The sequence below is a fragment of the Pseudomonas sp. BCRC 81390 genome (genome assembly GCF_030341915.1).
In the GTDB taxonomy this organism is placed as follows: Bacteria; Pseudomonadota; Gammaproteobacteria; order Pseudomonadales; family Pseudomonadaceae; genus Aquipseudomonas.
The window spans coordinates 104,051-128,337 of record NZ_JATAAG010000066.1; the positions used below are offsets into that span (position 1 = coordinate 104,051).

At 63.0% G+C, this 24,287-nt stretch carries 19 protein-coding genes; 14 read left to right on the forward strand and 5 right to left on the reverse strand.

What is annotated here, in order from left to right; translation table 11 throughout:
- The first annotated feature begins 31 nt into the window (after positions 1-31).
- From QSV36_RS17140 to gcvP, 4 genes are all read left to right on the forward strand, one after another.
- Positions 32-1,654, forward strand: coding sequence for an ABC transporter permease (locus QSV36_RS17140; RefSeq protein ID WP_289133471.1), 1,623 nt, complete (start codon positions 32-34; stop codon positions 1,652-1,654).
- Between the two features lie 125 nt (positions 1,655-1,779).
- Positions 1,780-2,862, forward strand: coding sequence for a glycine cleavage system aminomethyltransferase GcvT (gene gcvT / locus QSV36_RS17145; RefSeq protein ID WP_289133472.1), 1,083 nt, complete (start codon positions 1,780-1,782; stop codon positions 2,860-2,862).
- A 51-nt stretch (positions 2,863-2,913) separates the two neighbouring features.
- Positions 2,914-3,297, forward strand: coding sequence for a glycine cleavage system protein GcvH (gene gcvH / locus QSV36_RS17150; protein ID WP_289133473.1), 384 nt, complete (start codon positions 2,914-2,916; stop codon positions 3,295-3,297).
- A gap of 239 nt (positions 3,298-3,536) precedes the next feature.
- Entirely contained in the window at positions 3,537-6,410 is a 2,874-nt protein-coding gene (gene gcvP / locus QSV36_RS17155) for an aminomethyl-transferring glycine dehydrogenase (protein WP_289133474.1), read from the forward strand.
- 118 nt (positions 6,411-6,528) lie between these two features.
- Here gcvP and QSV36_RS17160 read toward each other — a convergent pair whose 3' ends face one another.
- From QSV36_RS17160 to QSV36_RS17170, 3 genes are all read right to left on the reverse strand, one after another.
- Positions 6,529-6,843, reverse strand: a complete 315-nt coding sequence (locus QSV36_RS17160) for a DUF2388 domain-containing protein (protein ID WP_289133475.1) — start codon at positions 6,841-6,843, stop codon at positions 6,529-6,531.
- A 90-nt stretch (positions 6,844-6,933) separates the two neighbouring features.
- Positions 6,934-8,619 carry a GspE/PulE family protein gene (locus tag QSV36_RS17165; protein WP_289133476.1) on the reverse strand — a complete coding sequence of 562 codons (1,686 nt, stop codon included), beginning with the start codon at positions 8,617-8,619 and terminating at the stop codon, positions 6,934-6,936.
- A 148-nt stretch (positions 8,620-8,767) separates the two neighbouring features.
- Entirely contained in the window at positions 8,768-9,073 is a 306-nt protein-coding gene (locus QSV36_RS17170) for an ACT-like domain-containing protein (RefSeq protein WP_289133477.1), read from the reverse strand.
- Between the two features lie 125 nt (positions 9,074-9,198).
- Between QSV36_RS17170 and QSV36_RS17175 the strand changes: the two genes are divergently transcribed.
- On the forward strand, positions 9,199-9,669 hold the full coding sequence (locus QSV36_RS17175) for an Lrp/AsnC family transcriptional regulator (RefSeq protein WP_043198918.1): 471 nt from the start codon (positions 9,199-9,201) through the stop codon (positions 9,667-9,669).
- A 156-nt stretch (positions 9,670-9,825) separates the two neighbouring features.
- Here QSV36_RS17175 and QSV36_RS17180 read toward each other — a convergent pair whose 3' ends face one another.
- Positions 9,826-11,193 (reverse strand): CYTH domain-containing protein, encoded by a 1,368-nt coding sequence (locus QSV36_RS17180; RefSeq protein ID WP_289133478.1) that lies wholly within the window; start codon positions 11,191-11,193, stop codon positions 9,826-9,828.
- Positions 11,194-11,308: 115 nt separating this feature from the next.
- Here QSV36_RS17180 and argE point away from each other — a divergent pair, with 115 nt between their 5' ends.
- Both argE and argA read left to right on the forward strand, forming a co-directional pair.
- Complete coding sequence (gene argE / locus QSV36_RS17185; protein ID WP_289133479.1) at positions 11,309-12,451, forward strand: acetylornithine deacetylase; 1,143 nt, start codon at positions 11,309-11,311, stop codon at positions 12,449-12,451.
- Positions 12,452-12,575: 124 nt separating this feature from the next.
- Positions 12,576-13,874 (forward strand): amino-acid N-acetyltransferase, encoded by a 1,299-nt coding sequence (gene argA / locus QSV36_RS17190; RefSeq protein ID WP_170033615.1) that lies wholly within the window; start codon positions 12,576-12,578, stop codon positions 13,872-13,874.
- Positions 13,875-14,025: 151 nt separating this feature from the next.
- Here argA and QSV36_RS17195 read toward each other — a convergent pair whose 3' ends face one another.
- On the reverse strand, positions 14,026-15,402 hold the full coding sequence (locus QSV36_RS17195; RefSeq protein ID WP_225779682.1) for a glutamine synthetase family protein: 1,377 nt from the start codon (positions 15,400-15,402) through the stop codon (positions 14,026-14,028).
- Positions 15,403-15,976: 574 nt separating this feature from the next.
- Between QSV36_RS17195 and QSV36_RS17200 the strand changes: the two genes are divergently transcribed.
- The 7 genes from QSV36_RS17200 to QSV36_RS17230 all read left to right on the forward strand — a co-directional run bounded on the left by QSV36_RS17200 (position 15,977) and on the right by QSV36_RS17230 (position 24,284).
- Positions 15,977-17,335: a glutamine synthetase family protein gene (locus QSV36_RS17200; RefSeq protein WP_289133480.1), complete on the forward strand. Its 1,359-nt coding sequence runs from the start codon at positions 15,977-15,979 to the stop codon at positions 17,333-17,335.
- 46 nt (positions 17,336-17,381) lie between these two features.
- On the forward strand, positions 17,382-18,743 hold the full coding sequence (locus QSV36_RS17205) for an aspartate aminotransferase family protein (protein WP_289133481.1): 1,362 nt from the start codon (positions 17,382-17,384) through the stop codon (positions 18,741-18,743).
- A 169-nt stretch (positions 18,744-18,912) separates the two neighbouring features.
- Entirely contained in the window at positions 18,913-20,010 is a 1,098-nt protein-coding gene (locus QSV36_RS17210; RefSeq protein WP_289133482.1) for a polyamine ABC transporter substrate-binding protein, read from the forward strand.
- 158 nt (positions 20,011-20,168) lie between these two features.
- Positions 20,169-21,263 (forward strand): polyamine ABC transporter substrate-binding protein, encoded by a 1,095-nt coding sequence (locus QSV36_RS17215; protein ID WP_289133483.1) that lies wholly within the window; start codon positions 20,169-20,171, stop codon positions 21,261-21,263.
- 71 nt (positions 21,264-21,334) lie between these two features.
- On the forward strand, positions 21,335-22,477 hold the full coding sequence (potA, locus tag QSV36_RS17220) for a polyamine ABC transporter ATP-binding protein (RefSeq protein ID WP_186672017.1): 1,143 nt from the start codon (positions 21,335-21,337) through the stop codon (positions 22,475-22,477).
- A 35-nt stretch (positions 22,478-22,512) separates the two neighbouring features.
- Positions 22,513-23,394 carry an ABC transporter permease subunit gene (locus QSV36_RS17225; protein WP_225780768.1) on the forward strand — a complete coding sequence of 294 codons (882 nt, stop codon included), beginning with the start codon at positions 22,513-22,515 and terminating at the stop codon, positions 23,392-23,394.
- Positions 23,391-24,284, forward strand: a complete 894-nt coding sequence (locus QSV36_RS17230) for an ABC transporter permease subunit (protein WP_289133484.1) — start codon at positions 23,391-23,393, stop codon at positions 24,282-24,284. Before QSV36_RS17225 ends, QSV36_RS17230 begins: the two co-directional genes overlap by 4 nt.
- Positions 24,285-24,287: the final 3 nt, after the last annotated feature.

Below are 24,287 nucleotides of genomic sequence, written 5' to 3' on the forward strand. Positions count from 1 at the left end.
CGGTCGCAAATCATCCGTAGAGACATTCTAGTTGCCGCACACCGCCCAACGCCGCTGGTACCTCCCGGTCGCCCTGACCGCCGCCCTGGTGCTTCTGCCCCTGAGCGTGCTGCTGCTGTCGTGGCAGTCGGTCGACCTGCAGATCTGGTCGCACCTGCTCGACACCCAGATGAGCCGCCTCTTGGGCAATACCCTGACGCTGGTGGCGGGTGTAGGCACCGGCGTCACGCTGCTGGGCGTCAGCCTGGCCTGGCTGACCAGCCTCTGCGAGTTCCCCGGCCGGCGCTGGCTGGACTGGGCGCTGATGCTCCCGTTCGCCATCCCTGCCTACGTGCTGGCGTTCGTCTTTGTCGGCCTGCTGGACTTCGCCGGCCCGGTACAGAGTGCCCTGCGCGAAGTGTTCGGGCCCATGCGCCTGCCGCGGGTGCGCTCCACCGGTGGGGTGATCGTCGTGCTGGTGCTGGTGTTCTACCCCTATGTCTACCTGCTGGCGCGCACTGCCTTCCTGGCCCAGGGCAAGGGCCTCATGGAGGCCGCCCGGGTGCTCGGCCTGTCTCCCTTGCAAGCCTTCTGGCGCGTGGCGCTGCCCATGGCGCGGCCGGCTATCGGCGCAGGGATTGCCCTGGCGCTGATGGAAACCCTGGCGGACTTCGGTGCCGTGGCGGTATTCAACTTCGACACCTTCACCACCGCCATCTACAAGACCTGGTACGGCTTCTTCAGCCTGTCCAGCGCAGCCCAGTTGGCCAGCCTGCTGTTGCTGGCGGTGATGCTGGTGCTGTACGGCGAGCGCCGGGCCCGGGGCGCCAGCCGCAGCGGCAATGAGCGGCCGCGCGGGCAGGCGCTGTACCACCTGCGCGGGGTCAAGGCGTTGTTGGCCAGTGGCTGGTGCCTGCTGGTGTTCGCCTGCGCTTTCATCATCCCGCTGCTGCAACTGCTGACCTGGTTCTGGCAGCGTGGCCGGCATGACCTGGACGAGCGCTACGTCGGCCTGGTACTGCATACCCTGTACCTGGGCGGCATGGCGGCACTGGTCACGGTAAGCGTGGCGCTGCTGCTGGCCTTCGCACGGCGCCAGGCGCCGACGGGGACTATTCGCGCTGGAGTCGGGCTGGCCAACCTGGGCTATGCCTTGCCCGGGTCAGTGCTGGCGGTGTCGATCATGCTGGCCTTCAGCCACCTCGATAACCAGCTGGTCATCCCGTTGTCCAGCTGGCTGGGTGGGGCCGGCAAGCCGCTGTTGCTGGGCAGCCTTGCCGCTTTGCTGCTGGCGTATCTGGTGCGCTTCATCGCGGTGGCCTACGGGCCGCTGGAAAGCAGCCTGGAGCGTATCCGTCCGTCACTTCCCGAGGCATCGCGCAGCCTGGGTGTCGGCGGCATGGGATTGTTTTTCAAGGTGTATCTGCCACTGCTGGTACCGGGTGCCCTCAGTGCCGCCTTGCTGGTGTTCGTCGATGTACTCAAGGAAATGCCGGCAACCCTGCTGATGCGCCCGTTCGGCTGGGACACCCTGGCCGTGCGGGTGTTCGAGATGACCAGCGAGGGTGAGTGGGCGCGTGCATCGCTGCCAGCGCTGACCCTGGTGCTGGTGGGACTGCTGCCGGTCATCGGCCTGATCCGCCGTTCGGCTCGTCGACCCGGTCACAGTCACTAAGGGTGTCAGCCCGCGCCCTTGCGGCTACAATGCGCGGCACTCGCGCGGCGGGTCCTACACAAGAAGAGCTGACGACCCAACGTCATCGACCGCCGCCGCTTCGCCACGCCCGGAAGGAGAAACCCATGGGACAGCGCACGCTTTTGTATGACCTGCACCTGGCGCTGGGCGCCAAGACGGTCGATTTCGGTGGCTGGGACATGCCCCTGCACTATGGCTCGCAGGTCGAGGAGCACCATCAGGTGCGCAGCGATTGCGGGGTGTTCGATGTTTCCCACATGACCGTTATCGATGTCGACGGCAGCGACGCCACTGTCTGGTTGCAGCGCCTGCTGGCCAACGACGTGGCCCGTCTCGACGATATCGGCAAGGCGCTGTATAGCCCGTTGCTGCAGGAGCAGGGCAAGGTCATCGACGACCTGATCGTCTACCGCACCGAAACCGGCTACCGCCTGGTCACCAACGCCGCCACCCGGGCCAGGGTACTCGATTGGCTGGCAGCACAACGTGCCGGTTATGCCGTGGACTTCCGGGTCCGCCCCGACCTGGCCATCCTTGCCATCCAGGGCCCGCATGCACGCGAGAAGGTGGCCGCCTTGCTCAGCCCCGCGCGCGCCGCGCTGATTCGCGAACTGCGCCCGTTCGAGGGCGTTGCCGAAGGCGACTGGTTCATTGCCCGCACCGGTTATACCGGTGAAGACGGCCTGGAGATCATCCTTCCTGGCGAGCAGGCTGTGGCCTTCTTCAACGACCTGGTCGGCGCGGGTATTGCCCCAAGTGGCCTTGGCGCCCGCGATACCCTGCGTCTGGAAGCCGGCATGAACCTGTACGGCCAGGACATCGACGAAACACATACCCCGCTCACTTCCAATCTGGGCTGGAGCATCGCCTGGGAGCCTGCCGAGCGCAACTTCATCGGCCGCGCCGGCCTGCTGGCAGAAATCGAACACGGTGTGCAGGAGAAACTGGTCGGCCTGGTGCTGGAAGAGCGCGGTGTGCTGCGTGCCCACCAGGTGGTCCGGGTGGCGGGAATTGGCGAAGGGGAGATCACCAGTGGTAGTTTCTCGCCTACGCTGAGCAAGTCCATTGCCCTTGCACGCGTACCCATGGCCACCGGCGACCGGGCCGAGGTGGAAATTCGCGGTAAGTGGTACCCGGTGCGGGTGGTCAAACCGACCTTCGTGCGCCACGGCAAAATCCTGATCTGAACCATTATTAACCGGCGGGTGTACCGCTGAGCCAATCGAGGAATTCAAGACATGAGCGATATCCCTAGCGACCTGCGTTTTGCCGAGAGCCATGAGTGGGCCCGCCTGGAAGCCGACGGCACCGTGACCGTCGGCATCAGCGACCACGCCCAGCAAGCCTTGGGTGACGTGGTGTTCGTTGAACTGGCCGAGGTCGGCAAGGCGTTTGGCGCTGGCGACGCTGCGGGTGTGGTCGAATCGGTGAAGGCCGCTTCGGACATCTACGCCCCGGTGGGTGGCGAAGTGATCGCGGTCAACGAAGAGCTGGCCGACAGCCCTGAACTGCTCAATGAAGACCCTTACGGGGCATGGATCTTCAAACTGAAGCCAAGCAACCCGGCCGAGCTGGACAAGCTGCTGGATGCGGCCGGCTACGCAGCCGCGATCGGCGAGTGATACCGCGTCGCCTTCTTCGCGGCTAAAGCCGCTCCCACAGCTACTGCACAGCGGCTGATACCTGTGCGGTCCCTGTGGGAGCAACTGTCTTGCTCAAATGTTCAAAGCTGGGGTTATTCCTGTGGGGGGCTTTAGCCGCGAAGAGGGCGGGCCTGCCAGCAAGTTTCCCCGCACAGTCGGCAATCCCTTCCTAGACTTGTAAGTCTCCATGAGAGCTGGCCTAGGAAGAGAGCGTCGTCATGTCCCAGTCGCCATCCCTGCATCAACTGCAAGAGCCCAACCCTTTCCTGCGTCGCCACCTGGGCCCCGATGCCGCAGAGCAGCAGGCTATGCTCAGTGCGCTTGGCGTTGCCAGCCGCAGTGAGCTGATCGAGCAGACCGTACCCCCGGACATCCGCCTCGATCGCCCGCTCGACTTGCCCCCTGCGCTGGACGAACAAGCCGCCCTGGCCAAACTCGCCGGCTACGCCGAACAGAACCAGGTCTGGACCAGCCTGATCGGCATGGGCTACCACGGCACCATCACGCCGACGGTCATCCTGCGCAACGTGCTGGAAAACCCCGGCTGGTACACCGCCTATACCCCCTATCAGCCCGAAATCGCCCAAGGCCGGCTGGAGGCGTTGCTGAACTTCCAGCAGATGGTCATCGACCTTACCGGGCTGGCCCTGGCCAATGCCTCGCTGCTCGACGAGGCTACTGCTGCCGCCGAAGCCATGGCGTTGGCCAAGCGGGTGGCGCGAAACAAGAGCAACGCTTTCTTTGCCGACGAACATTGCCACCCGCAGACCCTGTCGGTACTCAAAACCCGCGCCGAGGGGTTCGGCTTCGAGTTGATCGTCGACTCTGTGGACAACCTTGGCAAACACACGGTGTTCGGTGCTTTGCTGCAGTACCCCGACACTCATGGCGAAGTACGCGACCTGCGCCCGCTGATCGAGCAGTTGCACAGCCAGCATGCACTGGCCTGCGTGGCAGCGGACCTGCTCAGCCTGGTGGTGCTGGCGCCGCCGGGCGAACTGGGTGCCGACGTGGTACTGGGCTCGACCCAGCGCTTTGGTGTGCCAATGGGTTACGGCGGCCCCCACGCGGCTTACTTTGCCTGTCGCGACGACTACAAGCGGGCCATGCCGGGGCGCATCATCGGCGTGTCGCGTGATGCCCGTGGCAACACCGCCCTGCGCATGGCGCTGCAAACCCGCGAGCAGCATATCCGCCGCGAAAAGGCCAACTCCAACATCTGTACGGCGCAAGTGCTGCTGGCCAACATTGCCGGCTTCTACGCGGTTTACCACGGCCCTGAGGGCCTGCAACGCATCGCCCAGCGCGTGCATCGGCTGACCTTCATCCTGGCAGCGGGCCTCGAAGCCAAGGGCATCCCACGGCTCAACCAGCATTTCTTCGACACGCTTACCGTGGAGGTAGGCGGCGCCCAGGCGGCCATCATCGAAAGCGCCGAAGCTGCGCAGATCAACTTGCGTATTCTCGGCCGCGGGCGTCTCGGTGTGAGCCTCGACGAGACCTGCACGGAGCAGACGGTACTGCGCTTGCTGGACATCTTCCTGGGTGTGGACCACGGGCTGGACATTGCCGCGCTCGACCAACTCGCCCTGCCCGAAGGGATTCCAGCGAGCCTGGTGCGGCGCACGCCGTTCCTCGCTCACCCGGTATTCAACCTGCACCACAGCGAAACCGAGATGTTGCGCTACCTGAAGCAGCTGGAAAACAAGGACCTGGCGCTGAACCAGTCGATGATCCCGCTGGGCTCGTGCACCATGAAGCTCAACGCCACCAGCGAGATGATCCCTATCACCTGGCCGGGCTTTGCCCAGTTGCACCCGTTTGCCCCGGCCGCCCAGGCCACCGGATACAAGGCGATGATCGACGAACTGGAGAGTTGGTTGTGCGCCATTACCGGCTTCGATGCCATCTGCATGCAGCCCAATTCCGGTGCCCAGGGCGAATATGCTGGGCTGATGGCCATCACCCGCTACCACCGCAGCCGTCACCAGCCGCAACGCACCTTGTGCCTGATCCCGTCGTCAGCCCATGGTACCAATCCGGCCTCGGCGCAGATGGCCGGCATGGAGGTGGTGATCGTTGATTGCGATGACCATGGCAACGTTGACCTGGCCGACCTCAAGGCCAAGGCGCAAGCCGCCGCAGACCGCCTGTCGTGCCTGATGATCACCTACCCGTCGACCCACGGTGTATACGAAGAGGGCATTCGCGAAATCTGTGAAGTGGTGCACCAGCACGGCGGTCAGGTGTACATGGATGGTGCCAACCTCAATGCCCAGGTGGGCTTGGCTCGCCCAGCGGATATTGGCGCCGACGTTTCCCACATGAACTTGCACAAGACCTTTTGCATCCCTCACGGCGGTGGTGGCCCCGGCATGGGCCCGATCGGCATCCGCGAGCATCTCAAGCCGTTTGTCGCCAGCCACCCGGTGGTGCCGGTGCCGGGCCTGGACCCGAACAACCATGCGGTCAGCGCCGCCCCCTGGGGCAGTGCGAGCATCCTGCCGATCAGCTGGATGTACATCGCCATGATGGGCCCGCAGCTGGCTGATGCCAGCGAAGTGGCGATCCTTTCGGCCAACTACCTGGCCAGTCAGTTAAGCAGTGCCTTCCCGGTGCTCTACCGTGGTCGCAACCAGCGGGTGGCGCATGAGTGCATCCTCGACCTGCGGCCGCTGAAAGCACTGACCGGCATCAGCGAAGAGGACGTGGCCAAGCGCCTGATGGATTACGGCTTCCATGCGCCGACCATGTCCTTCCCGGTGCCGGGCACGCTGATGGTCGAGCCGACCGAAAGTGAGTCGAAGGCCGAACTGGACCGGTTCGTCGAGGCGATGCTGGCGATTCGCGCGGAAATCGGCGAAGTGCAGGAGGGCAACTGGCCGGCGGAAAATAATCCGCTCAAGCATGCGCCGCATACGCTGGCAGACGTGCTCGGGGTGTGGGACAGGCCCTATAGCCTGGAGCAGGCGGTGGCGCCCAGTGCTCACGTGCGCCAGCACAAGTACTGGCCGGCGGTGAACCGGGTCGACAATGTTTATGGGGACAGGAATCTGTTCTGTGCTTGTGTGCCGGTGGAGGCTTACCGCTGATTGTGGTTTGCCTGTGCCGGCCTCTTCGCGGGTAAACCCACTCCCACAGGAAGTGTACAAGTTTTGAATATTGTGCAGTACCTGTGGAACGGGTTCACCCGCGAAGCAGGCGACGCGGTTACTCGGCTACCGCGTTCTTGGCCAGAATGGCATTGGCCAGTTCCATGTCGCTGGCCTGCAGGCCCGGGTTCTCTGCGCGGGCCTGACGAATTGCCGCTTCCAGGAACGGCCCACGAATCGCGCCTTCGCTGGCCACGAAGCTGCCGGCGTCGTCCTGCGCCGCCATCACCAGCTTGTGGTCCCCCGAGGTCAGGTAGCTCGATGCTGTGGTGGCACCGGTGGTCATCACGTTACGCCAGAAGGTATCGGCCATGGCCGAGCCAACAGGCAGCGAAAGCAAGGCAGCGGCGGCGATGGCGGTTTTGAGACGCATGTTGAAACACCTCGAAAGGGGTGGGGGTTGAAGATGCGCGGTTGGAGTGGCGGTAAAGGGGTAAGTTCCTTGAATACAAGGCGTTTTTTCTCACGAACAGGCCCGTAGCACTTCCTCTTCCCGGGTCTGCCCACAGGCCACCTTGGCTTCCCCGCAAGCGCGCAGGTCGAGCAGGCCATCGGCCTTTGCCTGGCGCCGCAAACTGGCCAGATCGCTGCCTGGGCCTATCAGGGCTCGCAGGCTGTCGCTGGGCACCAGCAGTTCGAACAACCCGGTGCGGCCGTGAAACCCGGTGCCCCGGCAGGTACGGCATGGCTGGCCGCCGGTCGCAGTCAGTGCGCCGCGACAATCCGCGCACAAGGTGCGCACCAGGCGCTGGGCCATCACACCGACCAGCGTCGCCTTGATCAGGTAGTCGGCTACGCCCAGCTCTTGCAGGCGGGTGATTGCACTACAGGCATCGTTGGTATGCAGGGTGGACAGCACCAGATGACCGGTCAGCGCCGCCTGAACCGCTACCAGGGCCGTCTCTCGGTCGCGAATTTCGCCGATCATGATGATATCTGGGTCCTGACGCAGCAGTGCCCGTACACCGTTGGCAAAGCCGAGGTCCAGCGCGGGCTGCACCTGCAACTGGTTGAAGGCAGGCTCCAGGCGCTCGATAGGGTCCTCGATGGTGCACAGGTTGACTTGTGGCGTGGCCAGCAGCTTGAGGCTGGCATACAACGTGCTGGTCTTGCCGGAACCGGTCGGCCCGGTGACCAGGATGATGCCCTGGCGCTGTCGCAGCAGGCCATGCCACTGGGCCAGTTGCGGCCCTTCCAGGCCAAGGCGATCGAAACCTTCCTGCAGTTGGTGCGGGTCGAACAGGCGCAACACCAGTTTCTCGCCGAACGGTGTTGGCAATGTCGACAGCCTCAGTTCCACCTCGGCGCCACCCGGCAGGCTGCTTTGCAGGCGGCCATCCTGCGGCCGGCGTTTTTCCGCGACGTCCATGCGCGCCAGATGTTTCAGGCGGCTGACCAGGGCCAGGGTAACCCCGGCGGGGAAGGCATACACGCAGTGCAGTAGACCATCGATGCGATAGCGCAGCTGGCCCTGCTCGCGGCGGGGTTCCAGGTGGATATCGCTGGCGCGCTGTTCGATGGCGTACTGCAGCAGCCAGTCGACGATATGCACGATATGGGCGTCGTCGGCGCTGGCCTCGGCCTGGCGCTTGCCCAGTTCCAGCAGTTGTTCGAGTTCACCGAGGCTGGCCGACTGCTGGTTTTGCGCACCCTTGACCGACTGAGCCAGCCGGTGGAATGACTGCCCTGCCTGACGAATCTGCAACGGGCTGGCCAGCACGCGACGTATCGGCCGGCCCAGGCTACGGGCCAGGTCGGCCTGCCAGTCATCCTGGTACGGCTGGGCGCTGGCGACTGTGACACCGCTGTCGTCGGCGGCGACGATGAGAATGCCATGGCGCTGGGCGAAGGCAGGGGAGATCAGGCCGCTGATCTGCGTCAGGTCAAGTTGCATCGGGTCGATGCGCAGGTAGGGCTGGCCGACCTTGTCGGCCAACCATCGGCAAAGGCGATCCAGGTCCAGGGGCTGGCCGGGGTGCTGGCGGTCCTCCAGGGCGCAGGCGGCGATCTGCTCCAGTGGGTGGGCGCCGGGGTGGGTGTTGGCGTGTTCGAGTACTGGCAGCGTGTCGTTGGCGTGCAGGTGCTGGTCGGCGAGCAGGGCCTGGAGCACCCGCCTGAGGTCGAGTGCCGGATTGTCGGGGGTGTGCATTGGCGCGTCCGTGCTTGATGAAGAAGTGCTGATCAAGCCTAGCCGGCCGCTGGAAAGTGGCTGGAGTGAAGGGTTTCTGAATCTTGCCGTTTACTGGCCTGTGGTACCCCTTCGCAGGTAAACCAGTTTCCGCAGAACAGCGAACCGTTCAGACCACTGCCAGCTCCACCCGCTGCAGGTTGGTCAGGCTCACCTCGCCCACGCACACCAGATTGCGCAGCTTCTGCGCGATCACCTCGGCCCGGTGCCAGCTCAGCCCGCCGATGCCGACTTCGATATCCAGCCAGTCATCCTGTTGGCTGACCTGCACGCTGTGCGGGGTCAGGAATTGCAGGGCAAACAGGTTGAGCACCCGGCACAGGCTGTCAGGCTCGGCCTCGGCCTGCAGGCGGTAGTGCACGGTGCTATGGGCATTGGTGGCGGCCCAGGCGTCGGTTCGGGGTTGTGCGTTCATGCTGGTCTCCACAGATGTGGGAGAATTTTTGCAGGTTGGCAGCGGTATTTTTTCGCTATGATTCACCCATTTTGCGTTGTATACGAATAGAAATATTCATTCGAAAACGCTTTGGAGAATAGTCAATGCATAGCGAGCTGGATGCCTACGACCGCCGTATCCTCGAACTCTTGCAGGAGGACGCTTCGCTCTCCAGCGCACAGATCGCAGAACGCGTGGGGCTGTCGCAATCGCCGTGCTGGCGACGCATCCAGCGTCTGAAGGAGGAGGGGGTAATCCGCGGGCAGGTGACGTTGCTGGACCGCAAGAAGGTCGGCCTGAATACGCAAATCTTCGCCGAAGTGAAGCTGAATGCTCACGGACGCTCCAATTTCACCGAGTTCACCGAGGCGATCCGCGGGTTTCCAGAGGTGCTGGAGTGCTATGTGCTGATGGGGTCGGTGGATTTTCTGCTGCGGATCGTCACGTCGGATATCGAGGCCTATGAGCGGTTCTTCTTCGAAAAACTGTCGAACGTGCCGGGTATCCAGGAGGTGAACTCGATCGTGGCGCTGTCGGAGATCAAGTCCACCACCAGCCTGCCACTGTCGCGGTGAAGCCGCTTCAAGGCCGTTGACCCCTGTGGAAGCGGCCTTGCGTCGCGAAGGGGGCACGAAGGGGCCCCGGCGATATCAGCTTGATGCTTGCATCGTGGGGGCGCTTCGCCCCCCCCTTTTTCGCGACACAAGGCCGTTCCTACGAATCAGAAGGGCTCAAGCCTTGAGCAAGTGCTTCCAGCCGCGGCTCTGGTCGACTACCCGGGCCTGCTCGACACGGGCTTCCAGAACCTCATCGCTGATCGGCTGCTCGGCCAGCTCGTGCAGTTTCTTCAGGTCGCCATACAGGCGGTCCATCTGTGGCGCCTCCAGCACCTGGCGGGCATGGTGCAGCCAGGCCAGCAGCTGCTCGATACGTGGCAATTGCTCGGCCAGGTCTTCCGGGCGCTGGGTGTACAGCGGCAGCTTCAACGCACGGCCCTCTTCACCCAGCAGGTGTGCCAGCCAGCTGGCCAGTTGCGCCTTGCCCTGGCGTTCGCCACGGCCTTTGCGTTCAACGGTCCAGGCACGGGCCAGCAGCCAGCGCGAGGTTTCCAGCGAGAACTGGCCCCAACGCACGTCTTCCAGCTCTTCGGCGAACTGCTCGGGTGCCGCGCGGCGGATATCTTCGTCATCGTTACCGGCCTGCACCAGCGGGCGCCAGTCTTCCAGCAGGGCATCGAGGCTGCTGCGCAGCTCGCGGGTGGTGGCGCGTGGGGCGGCCTGGCCCAGGCTGGCGGTAAGAGCACGCAGCTCGCTCAGGCACTCGACCCAGTCCTGCAGCAGGCGCCAGTGACCGTTGTGGCGGTACTGCTCGGCCAGGCGCTGGCTGCTGCCCAGCAGTTGCCAGGCCAGTGCGGCATAGGCATCGTCCACGGCGGTTTCGGCTTCCAGCTCGGCGTTTGGCAGGCCCAGCTCGTAGCTGTCCGGCTCCAGCAGGCGGTAGCCACGCTCGGCCTTGCTGATATCGCAGGGCATCAGCGGCAGGCTGGCGGCCAGCTCGGCAGCCAGTTCCAGCAGGGCCTGCGGTTCACCTTCGCGCAGTTCCAGCTCCAGCTCGCAGATCTCTTCCTTGCGCTTGCCGGCGATTACGAGGCCTTGGTCAAGCGCCGCCTCGATCACCACCTTGCTCTTGCCACGGCCCCAGGCGATTTCGGCGTATTCACGGCTGAAGTCGGTGGTGAACAGCGGTTTGATGGTTTTCTTGTCGAGGTTGGCCAGTTGCGCGGGCCAGCAGGTGGCGTCGAGCTTTTTCAGGTCGAGCTTGACCTTGTCCAGTGGCCATTCGTACTCATTGCGCTCGGACAGGCCGGCGACGCTCTGGCCGCGGCACTTGAGGGTCTGGATGATGGCCTCGCCGTCGCGGCGCAGGCGCAGGGCGACACGGGCGGCGGAAAGCTCGCGCTCGGGGGTGTCGAAGTACTGGTTGAGCAGTTCGCGGGTCTGCCAGCCGGACTTGTTGCGCTTTTTCAGCAGAGGGTGCTCGCGCAGGGCGGCAAGGGTCTCGCGGCTGGCGCGGAGCTTGAGTTCGGTTTCTTTGTGCATCACAGGCTCGAAGGAGGGGCGTGGTTGGCGGAGAGTCTACAGCAGTCGGCCGCCAACGGTTTATTCCAGACAGCGGATAGTCCTATGATGGGGCACGTTTCCGAGGAGTACGGGCATGCCGTTGCCAACGTTGAAAGACCAGTTTGCCGCCTTGATCGCCGCGCCCTCGGTCAGTTGCACCCAGCCAGCACTGGACCAGTCCAACCGTCAGGTCATCGACCTGCTGGCCGGCTGGCTGGGCGACCTTGGCTTTAACTGCGACATCCGCCAGGTCAGCCCCGGCAAGTTCAACCTGCTGGCCAGCCGCGGCAGCGGCCCAGGCGGCCTGGTGCTGGCGGGGCACAGCGACACCGTACCGTACGACGACCAGCTGTGGGCCAGCGACCCGCTGCGGCTGACCGAAGTCGATGGCCGCTGGGTCGGCCTGGGCAGCTGCGACATGAAGGGGTTCTTCGCCCTGGTCATCGAAGCGCTCATCCCGCTGCTGGAGCACGACTTCAAGCAGCCGCTGCTGATCCTCGCCACCTGTGATGAAGAAAGCTCGATGTCCGGGGCCCGCGCCCTGGCCGAAGCCGGCCAGCCGCTCGGCCGGGCGGCGGTGATCGGTGAGCCCACTGGCCTGCGGCCGATCCGCATGCACAAAGGCATCCTGATGGACCGCATCGACATCCTGGGGCGCAGCGGCCATTCCTCGGACCCAAGCCTGGGCCGCAGTGCCATGGAGGCCATGCACGCGGTAATGGGCGAGCTGATGGGCCTGCGCCAGCAATGGCAGCAACGCTACCGCAACCCGCAATTCAGCGTGCCGACCCCGACCCTCAACTTCGGCTGCATCCATGGCGGCGACAACCCCAACCGCATCTGCGGCCAGTGCGCCCTGGAATTCGACCTGCGCCCGCTGCCAGGCATGGACGTGGCGCAACTGCGCGCGGCCATCGGCGATAAGCTGGCGCCCGTGGCAGAGCGCTTCGAGGTGCGCATCGACTATGCGCCGTTGTTCCCGGAGGTGCCGCCATTCGAGCAGGCGGCCGACGCCGAACTGGTGCAGGTGGCGGAGCGCCTCACCGGCCATCGCGCCGAAGCAGTGGCGTTCGGCACCGAAGCACCTTATCTTCAGCAGCTGGGCTGCCAGACCATCGTGCTGGGCCCTGGCGACATCGCCTGTGCCCACCAGCCCGGCGAATACCTTGAAATGTCACGAATCGAGCCTACCGTGCGTCTATTGCGTGACCTGATCCGGCATTACTGCCTGAACTAAACGTCAACCGAGTTGATTCGTCCCTGCCTAGAGGAGACCGCGCGTGACCGCAAGCCTGTTCCGACGATGATCCTGAACGCCCCCTGTATCGCCGTTCTCCGTCCACTTATCCACAGGCCCTGTCATGCCCGACTACGTCAACTGGCTGCGTCATGCCTCCCCGTACATCAATGCCCATCGCGACTGCACCTTCGTGGTCATGCTTCCTGGCGATGGCGTGGAACACCCTAATTTCGGCAACATCGTCCACGACTTGGTGTTGCTGCACAGCCTCGGCGTGCGCCTGGTGCTGGTGCATGGCTCACGCCCGCAGATCGAAAGCCGCCTGGCCGATCGTGGCCTGACCCCGCACTACCACCGTGGCCTGCGCATCACCGATGCCGCCACCCTGGATTGCGTGATCGATGCGGTCGGTGCCCTGCGCCTGGCGATCGAGGCGCGTCTGTCGATGGACATCGCCGCTTCGCCGATGCAGGGCTCGCGCTTGCGCGTGGCGTCCGGCAACCTGGTTACGGCGCGGCCGATCGGGGTGCTTGAAGGGGTGGACTACCACCACACTGGCGAAGTGCGCCGGGTCGACCGCAAGGGCATCAGCCGCCTGCTCGACGAGCGCTCCATCGTGCTGTTGTCACCGCTGGGCTATTCGCCCACGGGGGAAATCTTCAACCTGGCCTGCGAAGACGTGGCCACCCGTGCTGCCATTGAACTGGGGGCCGACAAGTTGCTGCTGTTCGGCGCCGAGCCAGGCCTGCTGGACGAGGACGGCAAGCTGGTGCGCGAGCTGCGCCCACAGCAGGTCGCCCCGCATTTGCAGCGCCTGGGCAGCGACTACCAGGCCGAACTGCTGGATGCTGCGGCCGAAGCCTGCAAAGGCGGGGTGGCGCGCAGCCATATCGTCAGCTATGCCGAGGACGGTGCCCTGCTGACCGAGCTGTTCACCCGTGGTGGTGGCGGTACGCTGGTTTCGCAGGAGCAGTTCGAAGTGGTGCGCGAGGCGAGCATCGATGACGTCGGCGGCCTGCTGGAGCTGATCAGCCCGTTGGAAGAGCAGGGCATCCTGGTACGCCGTTCACGCGAGGTGCTGGAGCGGGAAATCGAACAGTTCAGTGTGGTCGAGCGCGAAGGCATGATCATCGCCTGCGCGGCGTTGTACCCGATTGCCGATTCCGACGCCGGTGAGCTGGCGTGCCTGGCGGTGAACCCGGAGTATCGCCACGGCGGGCGCGGCGATGAGCTGTTGGCGCGCATCGAGGGCCGGGCGCGGCAGGCGGGGCTCAAGACCCTGTTCGTGCTGACTACGCGCACCGCGCACTGGTTCCGCGAGCGCGGGTTTGCGCCGAGTGGCGTGGAACGGCTGCCGGCGGCGCGTGCTTCGCTGTACAACTACCAGCGCAATTCGAAAATCTTCGAGAAGCCGCTGTAAGCCTGTATTGGCCTCTTCGCGGGCTCGCCCGCTCCCACAGGTACACCGCAGGCTTCAAACCTTGTGATTACCCTGTGGGAGCGGGCAAGCCCGCGAAGCAGGCAACACCGATCTCAAACAAAAACGCCGCCCTTGGGGGCGGCGTTTTCGTTTACACGGTATGCAGGTACCAGTTGTACTCGAGGTCGGAAATCGAATGCTCGAATTCCTCCAGCTCGCTCTCCTTGCACGCGACGAAGATGTCGATGTACTTCGGATCGATGTACTTGTTGAGGATTTCGCTGTCGTCCAGCTCGCGCAGTGCATCGCGCAGGTTGTTCGGCAGGCTCTGCTCCAGCTGCTCGTACGAGTTGCCTTCGATCGGTTCACCCGGCTCGATCTGGTTGGTCAGGCCATGGTGCACGCCAGCCAGCACGGCAGCCATCATCAGGTATGGGTTGGCATCGGCTCCGGCCACGCGGTGCTCGATACGCACGGCGTCCGGCGAACCGGTCGGCACGCGCAAGGCCACGGTGCGGTTGTCCAGGCCCCAGCTTGGCGCGTTCGGTACGTAGAACTGCGCACCGAAGCGACGGTACGAGTTGACGTTCGGGCACAGGAACGCCATGGACGCGGGCAGGGTCTCGAGCACACCGCCGACAGCGTGACGTAGCGCGGCGTTCTGCTCGGGATCCTCGCTGGTGAAGATGTTGTTGCCATCTTTGTCCAGCACGGAAATGTGTACATGCAGGCCGTTGCCTGCCTGGCCCGGGTAGGGCTTGGCCATGAAGGTGGTGTCCATTTCATGGTCGTAGGCGATGTTCTTGATCAACCGCTTCAGCAGTACGGCGTAGTCGCAGGCCTTGAGCGGGTCGGGCACGTGGTGCAGGTTGACTTCGAACTGCGCCGGGGCGCTTTCCTTGACGATGGCGTCGGCCGGGATGCCTTGTTCCTTCGCGCCTTCGAGGATGTCCTGCAGGCAGTCGGCATATTCGTCGAGGTCGTCGATCAGGTAGACCTGGGTCGACTGGGGGCGTTTGCCTGAGATTGGCGAGCGCGGCGGCTGCGGGCGGCCGTTCACGTTCTCCTGGTCGATCAGGTAGAACTCCAGTTCGAACGCGGCACAGATGGTCAGGCCCATCTCGGTGAACTTGCTCACGACCTGGCGCAGGACTTCACGCGGGTCGGCGAAGAACGGCTCGCCTTCGAGTTCGTGCATGGTCATCAGCAGCTGGGCGGTCGGGCGCTTCTGCCAGGGTTCGTTGGAGAGGGTGCCAGGGATCGGGTAGCAGATACGGTCAGCATCGCCGATGTCCAGGCCAAGCCCTGTGCTTTCCACGGTGGAACCGTTGATGTCCAGGGCGAAGAGGGAGGCAGGCAGGTTGATGCCCTTCTCGTAAACCTTGTGGAGGCTGGTGCGCTCGATGCGCTTGCCACGCACCACACCATTCATATCTGCAATCAGAAGGTCAACGTAGAGAACCTCAGGATGTTCCTTAAGGAACGCGTTCGCTTCGTTAAGCTGAACGGCACGCGGGGGTACCGACATGATGCAACACCTTTGTTGTTAAAAATATCAATCAAGGGGGGCTTGCAGGACCAGTCAATCGAAAACCCAAACTGATGTCAAGCCAACCCCATGATGCCCTGAAATGGCTCATCGACGGCAGATTTGCTGCATATCGGGGCAAGCCATTATCCGCTATTTCCCGCTCGAAGGGCTATCTCCGACAAGCCGTGTTTTATTTTTTACGGAGGTGTTGTGTAAAAAAATGAACAAGGCTAAGCTCGGACTCAACCCAGAACACAATAATACGAGGGTCACATGGTCCGCTTGTCGCGACCTGAAAGCACTGCCTGCGCAGTGCTGTCGGGTAACTCCGTCAATTTTGCAAGCTTCGTCAATGGCGTGGCCGCCATGGCCGCAATAATTGACGTTTGGCAGCCCCGGACTCGCCCTCGCAGCGGCTTGCCGCCCTTCGTTTCGTCTTCCTGCCCTTCGAACTCATTACGGATGCACCTTTTTTCAGTGTATCCAGTGTGGCTCTGCGCGGGGGTTTTTGCTTTAGCAATCTACTCCATCCAGAATCAGTGCGCGGCCCACCTTACCTCCTGAGGTATTTATGAGTAACAACCTCGACCAGCTCACCGATTGGTTGAAAGAGCACAAGATCACCGAAGTCGAATGCATGATCAGCGACCTGACCGGCATCACGCGCGGCAAGATTTCGCCTACCAACAAGTTCATCGCCGAAAAAGGCATGCGCCTGCCCGAGAGCGTGCTGCTGCAGACCGTGACCGGCGACTACGTCGACGACGACATCTATTACGAACTGCTCGACCCGGCGGACATCGACATGATCTGCCGCCCCGACGAGAAGGCTGTGTTCCTGGTGCCGTGGGCCATCGAGCCGACCGCGCAGGTTATCCACGACACCTACGACAAGAAGGGCAACCCGATCGAGCTGTCGCCGCGCAACGTACTGAAGAAAGTCCTCAAGCTCTACGCTGACAAGGGCTGGCAGCCAATTGTCGCGCCGGAGATGGAGTTCTACCTGACCAAGCGTAGCGAAGACCCGGACTTCCCTCTGCAGCCTCCGGTAGGCCGTTCGGGTCGCCCGGAAACTGGCCGCCAGTCGTTCTCGATCGAAGCCGCCAACGAATTCGATCCGCTGTTCGAAGACGTATACGACTGGTGCGAACTGCAGCAGCTGGACCTGGACACGCTGATCCATGAAGACGGCACGGCGCAGATGGAGATCAACTTCCGTCATGGCGACGCCCTGCACCTGGCCGACCAGATCCTGGTGTTCAAGCGCACCATGCGCGAGGCCGCACTCAAGCACAACGTGGCCGCCACCTTCATGGCCAAGCCGATGACCGGCGAGCCTGGCAGTGCCATGCACCTGCACCAGAGCGTGGTCGACCTGGCCACCGGCAAGAACATTTTCAGCAATGAAGATGGCAGCATGAGCGAGCTGTTCCTGCACTACATCGGTGGCCTGCAGAAATTCATCCCCGAGGCGTTGCCGCTGTTCGCGCCCAACGTCAACTCGTTCCGCCGCTTCCTGCCCGACACCTCGGCGCCAGTGAACGTCGAATGGGGCGAAGAGAACCGCACCGTCGGCCTGCGCGTGCCGGACGCCGGCCCACAGAGCCGCCGGGTCGAGAACCGCTTGCCAGGCGCTGACGCCAACCCCTACCTGGCGATCGCCGCGAGCCTGCTGTGTGGCTACATCGGCATGGTCGAAGGCATCCAGGCCAGTGCGCCGGTGCAGGGGCGTGGCTACGAGCGCCGCAACCTGCGCCTGCCGCTGACGATCGAGGACGCCCTGGAGCGCATGGAAAACAGCCGCGCGCTGGTGCAGTACCTGGGCAAGAAATTCATCACCGGCTACGTCGCCACCAAGCGCGCCGAGCACGAAAACTTCAAACGCGTCATCAGCTCCTGGGAGCGTGAGTTCCTGCTGTTCGCTGTCTGATCAACCCTGAGGCCGCCCGCGCGGCCGCCGGATACTGGAGAGGCACATGAGCGTCAACAACCCGCAAACCCGTGAATGGCAGAACCTGAGCGGCGAGCACCACCTGGCACCCTTTTCTGATTACAAGCAGTTGAAGGAGAAGGGGCCGCGCATCATCACCAAGGCGCAGGGTGTGCATTTGTGGGACAGCGAGGGGCACGAGATTCTCGACGGCATGGCTGGCCTGTGGTGCGTGGCGGTGGGCTATGGCCGTGAAGAACTGGTGCAGGCAGCAGAAAAGCAGATGCGCGAGCTGCCGTACTACAACCTGTTCTTCCAGACCGCCCACCCGCCGGCGCTGGAGCTGGCCAAGGCGATCACCGACGTGGCGCCGGCAGGCATGACCCATGTGTTCTTCACCGGCTCCGGCTCCGAAGGCAACGACACCGTGCTGCGCATGGTCCGCCACTACTGGGCCCTGAAAGGCAAGCCGCAGAAGCAGACCATCATCGGCCGTATCAACGGCTACCACGGCTCCACCGTGGCCGGTGCCAGCCTGGGTGGCATGAGCGGCATGCACGAGCAGGGCGGCCTGCCGATTCCCGGCATCGTGCATATTCCGCAGCCGTACTGGTTCGGCGAAGGCGGCGACATGACCCCGGACCAGTTCGGCGTGTGGGCGGCCGAGCAGCTGGAGAAGAAAATCCTCGAAGTTGGCGAAGACAACGTCGCTGCCTTCATCGCCGAGCCGATCCAGGGCGCCGGCGGCGTGATCATCCCGCCGGACACTTACTGGCCGAAGGTGAAGGAGATCCTGGCCAAGTACGACATCCTGTTCGTCGCCGACGAAGTGATCTGCGGCTTCGGCCGTACCGGCGAGTGGTTCGGCTCCGACTACTACGACCTCAAGCCGGACCTGATGACCATCGCCAAGGGCCTGACTTCCGGTTACATCCCCATGGGCGGTGTGATCGTCCGTGACAAGGTGGCCCAGGTGTTGAGCGAAGGTGGCGACTTCAACCACGGTTTCACCTACTCCGGACACCCGGTGGCCGCTGCAGTGGGCCTGGAAAACCTGCGCATCCTGCGCGACGAGCACATCGTCGAGAAGGCGCGCAGCGAAGCGGCACCGTATTTGCAAAAGCGTCTGCGTGAGCTGCAGGACCACCCGCTGGTGGGCGAAGTGCGCGGCCTGGGCTTGCTCGGCGCGATCGAGCTGGTCAAGGACAAGGCCACCCGTAGTCGTCATGAAGGCAAGGGCGTAGGCATGATCTGCCGCACGTTCTGTTTTGAAAACGGCCTGATCATGCGTGCGGTGGGTGACACCATGATCATCGCACCACCGCTGGTCATCAGCCACGCCGAGATCAATGAGCTGGTGGAAAAGGCGCGCAAATGCCTCGACTTGACGCTGGAGGCGATTCGCTAGGCGTTTGCTAGGCTAGCGGTGTGACATTAAGTGGTTACAAGGCCCTGCTTTTGTTGAAACAGAGCCTTGTACCTTGCCAGACTAGCGGCTGTTTCAGTCGCCGCGCGCTCTGCACCGTAGGTCCTGGCTACTGAACAGATGGCTAAATAAAAATTCCGGAGCATTACGCATGAATAAAATGGGCAAGACGTTGCTGGCCGCAGCCCTGATGGGTGCCATGGCCACCGCTGTTCAGGCTGAAGACAAGGTGTTGAACGTCTACAACTGGTCGGACTATATCGCGCCGGACACCATCGCCAAGTTCGAGAAGCAGACCGGTATCAAGGTCAAGTACGACGTGTTCGACAGCAACGAAACCCTCGAGGCCAAGCTGCTGGCCGGCAAGTCGGGTTACGACATCGTGGTGCCGTCCAACAACTTCCTGGCCAAGCAGATCAAGGCTGGCGTATACCAGGAACTGGACCGCTCCAAGCTGCCGAACTGGAAGAACCTCGACCCGGACCTGCTCAAGGCCGTTGGCGATGCCAGCGACAAGGACAACAAGCACGCCTTCCCGTACATGTGGGGTTCGATCGGCATCGGCTACAACCCGGAGAAGGTCAAGGCTGCGCTGGGCGTGGACAAGATCGATTCGTGGGATGTGGTGTTCAAGCCTGAGAACATCGCCAAGCTCAAGAGCTGCGGCGTGAGCTTCCTCGACGCGCCGACCGAAATGCTCCCGGCTGCGCTGCACTACCTGGGCAAGCCGACCGACAGCACCAAGAAGGAAGACCTGAAGGCCGCCGAGGAACTGTTCCTCAAGATTCGTCCTTCGATCACCTACTTCCACTCATCCAAGTACATTGGCGACATGGCCAACGGCAACATCTGCGTAGCCGTCGGTTACTCGGGTGACCTGGAACAGTCCAAGGCCCGTGCTCACGAGGCCGGCGACAAGGTCAAGGTTGAGTACGTGATTCCGAAAGAGGGTGCCGGTACCTTCTACGACATGGTCGCCATCCCCAAGGATGCCGAGCATAAAGACGCTGCCTACCAGTTCATGAACTTCCTGATGCAGCCGGAAATCATGGCCGAGATCACCAACGCTGTGCGCTTCCCGAACGGCAACGCTGCCGCCACCCAATTCGTGGACAAGGAAATCACCAGCGATCCAAGCATCTATCCGCCAGCTGAAGTGAAGAAACAGCTGTATGCCATCGCTGCTCCTGAAGCCAAGGCCCAGCGTGACATCACCCGTAGCTGGACCAAGATCAAGTCGGGCAAGTAAGCCCGGTGCAGCACCTCTGGGCCGGGATACCCGGCCCAGAGCCAGTAAAAGGCAATTGATGATTGCGGCATCGAAGCTGCGAAGGTAAGTTGCGCGCCGGTTTTGCGTGTGCGGCAGCACTGTCGCTACCCGGCCACTGATTGTAAAGGAGCACCCACTTGTCCATTTCTGTATTCCGCAAGGCCTTGATGGCTGGTGCGGGCCTGACGCTGGCATGCAGCGTCCAAGCGGCGCCTACGGTGCACTTCTACAACTGGTCCGACTACATCGGCCCGACCACCCTCGCGGACTTCGAGAAGGCAACGGGCATCAAGCCCGTGCAAGACGTATTCGATTCCAACGAAACCCTGGAAGGCAAGCTGCTGGCCGGCAACACCGGCTATGACGTGGTGGTGCCGTCCAATCATTTCCTCGGCAAGCAGATCAAGGCGGGCGCGTTCCAGAAGCTCGACAAGAGCCTGCTGCCCAATTACGCCAACCTCGACCCGGCGTTGATGAAACGCCTGGAAAAGAATGACCCGGGCAATCAGTACGCGGTGCCATACCTGTGGGGCACCAACGGCATCGGTTACAACGTCGACAAGGTGAAGGCCGCGCTGGGCGTGGACACCATCGACTCCTGGGCCGTGCTGTTCGAACCGGAGAACATGAAGAAGCTCTCCAAGTGCGGCGTGGCCTTCCTCGACTCGGCGGACGAGATGCTGCCGGCGGTGCTCAACTACATGGGGCTGGATCCTAACAGCAGCAACGCCAAGGACTACCAGGCCGCCGAGAAGAAGTTGCTGGCGGTACGCCCGTACGTGACCTATTTCCACTCGTCCAAGTACATCACCGACCTGGCCAACGGCGACATCTGCGTCGCGGCAGGTTTCTCGGGTGATGTGTTCCAGGCCAGGACCCGCGCTGAAGAAGCGAAAAAGGGTGTGAACCTGGCCTACGCGATTCCCAAGGAAGGCGGCAACCTCTGGTTCGACGTGCTGGCGATCCCCAAGGACGCCAGGAATGTCAAAGAGGCGCACGCCTTCATCAACTATTTGCTGAAGCCTGAGGTTATCGCCCAGGTCAGTGATTACGTCGGTTACGCCAACCCGAACCCCAAGGCTGGCGACCTGATGGACCAGGCCGTGAGGACTGACGCCGCGGTTTACCCACCGCAGGAAGTGCTGGACAAGATGTTCGTGAATGCAGAGTTGCCACCCAAGGTGCAACGGCTGATGACCCGTAGCTGGACCAAGGTCAAGTCGGGCAAGTAAAAATCCAGGCCCGTGGCGGCACCTGCACAGCAGGCCACGCGGGCACAAAAATCTTGTTGGGAGTTTCACTCATGGCAGTTGCCTCCGGTGCCTATAAAAAAGCCCTCGAGGGTGGCCAGCAACCCAAGCAGGTGCTGGTCAAGATCGACCGGGTCACGAAAAAATTCGACGAAACGGTAGCCGTGGACGATGTGTCCCTGGAAATCCGCAAGGGTGAGATCTTTGCCCTGCTGGGTGGCTCCGGTTCCGGCAAGTCCACCTTGCTGCGCATGCTGGCCGGTTTCGAGCGCCCGACCGAAGGGCGGATTTTCCTCGATGGCGTCGACATCACCGACATGCCGCCCTACGAGCGGCCGATCAACATGATGTTCCAGTCCTATGCGCTGTTCCCGCACATGACCGTGGCGCAGAACATCGCCTTCGGCCTGCAGCAGGACAAGATGCCCAAGGCCGAGATCGATGCCCGCGTGGCCGAGATGCTCAAGCTGGTGCACATGACCCAGTATGCCAAGCGCAAGCCGCACCAGTTGTCCGGTGGCCAGCGCCAGCGCGTGGCCCTGGCCCGCTCGCTGGCCAAGCGTCCCAAGCTGCTGCTGCTCGACGAGCCGATGGGCGCGCTGGACAAGAAGCTGCGTTCGCAGATGCAACTGGAGCTGGTGGAAATCATCGAGCGCGTGGGCGTGACCTGCGTGATGGTGACCCACGACCAGGAAGAGGCCATGACCATGGCCCAGCGCATCGCCATCATGCACCTGGGCTGGATCGCCCAGATCGGCTCGCCGGTGGACATCTACGAGACCCCTACCAGCCGCCTGGTGTGCGAGTTCATCGGCAGCGTCAACCTGTTCGACGGTGAAGTGGTCGACGACGCCGAAGGCCACGCGATCATTGCCAGCCCCGAGCTTGAGCGCAAGATCTACGTGGGCCACGGCATTACCACCTCGGTGGAAGACAAGCACATCACCTACGCCCTGCGCCCGGAAAAGATGCTGGTCACCACCCAGCAACCGACCTGCGAGCACAACTGGTCGCGCGGCAAGGTGCACGACATCGCCTACCTCGGTGGCCACTCGGTGTTCTACGTCGAGCTGCCGAGCGGCAAGATCGTCCAGTCGTTCGTGGCCAACACCGAGCGCCAGGGCACCCGGCCGACCTGGGGCGATGAAGTATATGTGTGGTGGGAAGACGACAGCGGCGTGGTACTGCGGTCATGAAACCTCGCAAGCTCAAGCGAGCCTTCCAGCGCATCATCCCGGAGGGGCGGCACCTGGTGATCGGCGTGCCGTTCATCTGGCTGTTCCTGTTCTTCATGCTGCCGTTCTTCATCGTCCTGAAGATCAGCTTCGCCGAAGCCGACGTGGCGATCCCGCCCTACACCGAGATCTACAGCTACGTCGAGGACAAGGTCCAGCTCGTGCTCAACCTGGCCAACTATGGCCTGCTGACCGAAGACGAGCTGTACATTTCGGCCTACCTGGGTTCGCTGAAGATGGCCTTCTTCAGCACCCTGCTGTGCCTGTTGATCGGCTACCCGATGGCCTATGCCATTGCCAATGCCAGGAAGGAAACCCAGACGGTCCTGCTGTTGCTGATCATGATGCCGACCTGGACCGCGATCCTGATCCGCGTCTACGCCTGGATGGGCATCCTCAGCAATAACGGCCTGCTCAACGGCTTCCTGCTGTGGACCGGGCTGATCGACCAGCCGCTGCAGATCCTCAACACCAACCTGGCGGTCTACATCGGCGTGGTCTACTCGTACCTGCCGTTCATGATCCTGCCGCTGTTCGCCAACCTGGTGAAGCACGACCCGAGCTTGCTCGAAGCCGCTTCCGACCTGGGTTCGAGCACCTTCAACAGCTTCTGGAAGATCACCGTGCCGTTGTCGAAGAACGGCATCATCGCCGGTTGCATGCTGGTGTTCATCCCGGTGGTGGGCGAGTTCGTGATTCCGGAACTGCTTGGCGGCCCGGAAACCCTGATGATCGGCAAGGTGCTGTGGCAGGAATTCTTCAACAACCGTGACTGGCCGGTGGCGTCCGCGCTGGCGGTGGTGATGCTGGCGATCCTGATCGTGCCGATCCTGCTGTTCAACCGCAGCCAGGCCAAAGAAATGGAGGGCAGGGCATGAAGCGCTTCAGTTTCTCCAAGCTGATGCTGGTGCTCGGCTTGCTGTTCATCTACCTGCCGATGCTGATCCTGGTGATCTACTCGTTCAACGCCTCCAAGCTGGTAACCGTGTGGGGCGGCTGGTCGGTGAAGTGGTACGTCGGCCTGCTCGACAACACCCAGCTGATGGGTTCGGTGATGCGCTCGCTGGAAATCGCCTGCTACACGGCGGTGGCTGCGGTGGCGCTGGGTACCCTGGCGGCATTCGTGCTGACCCGGGTCACCCGCTTCAAGGGCCGCACGTTGTTCGGCGGCCTGGTCACCGCACCGCTGGTGATGCCCGAGGTGATCACCGGTCTGTCGCTGCTGCTGCTGTTCGTGGCCATGGCGCAGATGATCGGCTGGCCGCAGGAGCGCGGCATCGTCACCATCTGGATCGCCCACACCACGTTCTGTGCGGCGTATGTGGCGGTAGTGGTGTCGGCGCGCCTGCGTGAGCTGGACCTGTCGATTGAAGAAGCGGCGATGGACCTGGGTGCCAAGCCGTGGAAGGTGTTCTTCCTGATCACCATCCCGATGATCGCGCCATCGCTGGCGGCGGGCGGCATGATGTCGTTCGCGCTGTCGCTGGATGACCTGGTACTGGCCAGCTTCGTGTCCGGCCCGGGGTCGACCACCTTGCCTATGGAAGTGTTCTCGGCGGTGCGCCTGGGTGTGAAACCGGAGATCAACGCCGTGGCCAGCCTGATCCTGCTGTCGGTGTCGCTGGTGACCTTCCTGGTCTGGTACTTCAGCCGCCAGGCCGAAGAGCGTCGCCGCAAGGCGATTCAGCAGGCGATCGAAGAGGGCGCTGCGGCGAATGCTTCGCAGCCACAGGTCAAGCGCCCGGCGCAGGTTACGGCTTCGGCCTGACCC